This is a genomic window from Mycobacterium sp. WUMAC-067, assembly GCF_020217485.1.
Lineage (GTDB): Bacteria > Actinomycetota > Actinomycetes > Mycobacteriales > Mycobacteriaceae > Mycobacterium.
The window spans coordinates 1-3100 of the sequence record NZ_JAEKMI010000123.1 but is presented as its reverse complement, the minus strand read 5'-3'; the positions used below and the strand labels follow the sequence as shown (position 1 = coordinate 3100).

Here is a 3100-nt window from a genome sequence, read left to right as displayed (position 1 = left end):
GTGGAGTCCGCGCTCGAAGGTGAGCTCGATGATCACCTGGGCTACGGCAAGCATGACGCCACCGGGCGTGACGGCGGCAATTCCCGCAACGGCCGTCGCGGCAAGACCGTGTTGACCGAAGCAGGACCCGTCGCGCTGGAGGTGCCTCGCGACCGGGATGGTTCCTTCGAGCCACAGCTGGTCAAGAAGCGTCAGCGGCGCCTGACCGGGCTCGATGATCTGGTGATCTCGTTGTCGGCCCGAGGATTAACCCACGGCGAGATCTGCGCGCACCTGGGCGAGGTGTACGGGGCGAGCGTGTCCAAGCAGACCATCTCGACGATCACCGACCGGGTGATCGAGGGCATGGCGGAATGGCAGTCCCGTCCCTTGGATGCCGTGTACCCGGTGATCTTCATTGACGCTGTGAACGTCAAGATTCGCGACGGCAACGTCGCGAACCGGCCGATCTACCTGGCGCTGGCGGTGACCGTGGAGGGCACCCGCGACATCCTGGGGTTGTGGGCTGGTGAGCACGGCGACGGGGAGGGGGCGAAGTTCTGGGCCCGGGTCTTGTCCGAGATCAAGAATAGGGGTACCCAGGACGTCTGCATGGTGGTCTGCGATGGACTCAAGGGCCTGCCCGCAGCGATCGAAACCGTGTGGCCGCAGGCGATCACCCAAACGTGCGTCGTGCATCTGCTGCGCAATAGCTTCAGCTACGCCTCCAAGCGGCACTGGCCGGCGATCGCCAAGGACCTCAAACCGATCTACACCGCGCCGAGTGAATCGGCCGCGTTGGAGGCGTTCGTGGCGTTCACCGACACTTGGGGTGATCGGTACCCGGCGATCACCAAGCTGTGGGATGGCGCGTGGGCCGAATTCGTGCCGTTCCTGCAGTTCGACAACAGTATTCGCAGCGTGGTCTGCACGACCAATGCCATTGAAAGCATAAATGCCCGGATCCGTAGAGCGGTCAACGCGCGGGGCCACTTTCCCACCGAGGCCGCCGCGCTGAAGTGCGTGTACCTGGCGGTCATGAGCCTCGACCCCACCGGACGTGGCCGCAAACGGTGGACCAACCGCTGGAAAGAAGCGTTGAATGCCTTCGACATCACCTTCGACGGACGCCTGTCCGCCGGACGAAAGTAGAACCACCACAACCAGTTACACCGTTAAGTTGACAGACCCCTGTCCGGTGTCAGTCGAGTCGTGTCGCAATGTATCGGGCGTATGTTGATGCCGATGCTCTCGCGTGGGCTTCGAGTGTCTGCGGGCTGTAGCCGAGTGTTTCGGCCAGGATCGCGATTGGCGTGGTCTGGGTGAGTTCATTGAGTGTGCCAAGGCGTGCTTCGAGGGCAGCGAGAACAGGTCGCAGATGGTTACGAAGGTGCGTCGGAGTGACGTGAGTTCCGGGTCCATACCCGCGAAATACCCAGGGCGAGTTGGGATGTGCAGCAGTTTGACCGTTGTAGTTGACTGCCGCGAGTAGTCGGATGGGCTCATCGAGCGGCGGCGGGATATCGATGGGCATGCCAGCCAGGTTGACGCTCACGGAGTCCGCTGTGATGGTCACCTGCTCCCAGGTCAGGGCAGCGATATCCTCGACGCGCTGAGCGAAAACGATGATCAAGATCGCGGCGAACCGGTCACGGGGATGCAGGGTCTGTTGATGTACGACGTGCTCGATAACGGCGTTCTGCTCGGTGATCGGTAGCCGTGGTGCGGTACCGCGCCGGTGCGGGGTCACCTCGAGATCCGCGGGGATCAGTTTGGTTTTGATGGCCCAACGGACGAATCGCAGAATGTGCTCCCGGGTAGTTGGTCCGGTGGACTGCCACAGGTCAATGTGCGCCTGGGTGACGTTCTCGACATAGGTGTCGTGTTCGGTGGTGAGCCAGTTGCAGAACTCGATCGTCACGGTCGTGGTCTGCTTGGCGCGCAGAAATGCTGAGTCGGTGACGGCGTCCATCGAGCGGAGCCGTCTTTCCAAGCCCCAGCGGATAAAACGGGCAATCACCTTGCGGTGCTCGTCCGTCAGGATGCGCTGTTGCGCGGTCGCCGCCCAGCCCAGGAACCGCGCTAACCGTTCGTCGCGCGCCGGCAGCGACTGATGAGCCACGAGGAGGCCGCGAACATAATTGGTTGTCCGGCCCGCCGGAAGCAGGTCAACAAGCTCATGGGTGAGCGTCGGATGGCACGCAAGTTCGCGCAGGACGCGTTCGACATGGCGTTGGCGGATCCAGGTCAGGCCGCTATTGGGGCGTTGCATTCCGGTGAGCGCATCAATGATGACCTGCAACTGCGAGGCGACCACGCCGGTGTCGGGGTTGGTCAGGAAGCGAGTAGCAGTCTCGCCGAGGACGCAGCGTTGACATTTGCCGCCGCTATAGAGTTCGGCCTCGTCCCCGCAGGCAACGCAGTCGACGTTGAGCGTGATCCCGGTGCATCGGCGGCACGCGGGCCGAGCATCAATGATCCCGGGGAGAACGCCCTGGTGGCCGCAAGCGCAGATCCCGGTGACACGTTTGGCGGCCTGGTAGCAATACCCGCAGACCGATTCGCCCGGCCAGTTCGCGACCACCATGTAGTGCCCGCCGCACCGGTCGCAGGGCACCGGCCACCGCTCGGGGTCGTCAGGTTTGCGCGGGCGGGCCATCGTCGTCCTGGACGATCCGAATCCGTTTGGCGACGGGGTTTCCCGGTTTCAGGCCGAGGTCACTGGGCCGTGGTGCGTTGGCAGTTTTCGCGGCTTGCATCTCGACGTACGGCTCGAACAGGTCGTTGGGCGTGCAGTCGAAGATGTCGCACAGGGCAGCGAACGTCCTTGACGGAATGCGTTGGGGTTCACCGGTAACCAGGCGATAGACCTGGGCGTCGGAGAGGTTGATTCCGCGCGATTTGAGCAGCGGTCGCAGCTCGGTGGACTTCCACAGGTTGTGGGCGGCCATCATCCGGCGCAGATGCCAGTGGAAGCCGATGCGGCGCTGTTCAGCCATCGGGCTGATCTTCCTCCATTCGGATGCGTCGAGCGATCATCTGTTGGATCGTCTTTTGTTTGAAGTCTGACGACACCGAGGTGTACAGCGAGGTGGTCGATGCAAATGAGTGCCCGAGCTGT

General features: G+C 62.9%; 3 protein-coding genes and 1 pseudogene. 1 reads left to right on the top strand and 3 read right to left on the bottom strand.

The features are described 5' to 3' along the window. A partial coding sequence (locus JF781_RS27670) for an IS256 family transposase (protein WP_225341345.1) occupies window positions 1-1131 on the top strand: 1131 nt, incomplete at its 5' end. A 49-nt stretch (window positions 1132-1180) separates the two neighbouring features. Here JF781_RS27670 and JF781_RS27665 read toward each other — a convergent pair. The 3 genes and pseudogenes from JF781_RS27665 to JF781_RS27655 form a co-directional block, all read right to left on the bottom strand. Further along, window positions 1181-2638: a Fis family transcriptional regulator gene (locus JF781_RS27665; RefSeq protein ID WP_071289708.1), complete on the bottom strand. Its 1458-nt coding sequence runs from the start codon at window positions 2636-2638 to the stop codon at window positions 1181-1183. Beyond that, window positions 2616-2978 carry a helix-turn-helix transcriptional regulator gene (locus JF781_RS27660; protein WP_071289709.1) on the bottom strand — a complete coding sequence of 121 codons (363 nt, stop codon included), beginning with the start codon at window positions 2976-2978 and terminating at the stop codon, window positions 2616-2618. Before JF781_RS27660 ends, JF781_RS27665 begins: the two co-directional genes overlap by 23 nt. Beyond that, window positions 2971-3100 (bottom strand): annotated as a pseudogene (locus tag JF781_RS27655) (site-specific integrase); the annotation flags it as partial. The gene JF781_RS27660 and the pseudogene JF781_RS27655, both read right to left, overlap by 8 nt.

Excerpts from the sequence above, each read along its gene's own strand:
- JF781_RS27660 (WP_071289709.1), bottom strand. The coding sequence starts at position 2,978 with ATGGCTGAACAGCGCCGCATCGGCTTCCACTGGCATCTGCGCCGGATG.
- JF781_RS27665 (WP_071289708.1), bottom strand. The coding sequence starts at position 2,638 with ATGGCCCGCCCGCGCAAACCTGACGACCCCGAGCGGTGGCCGGTGCCC.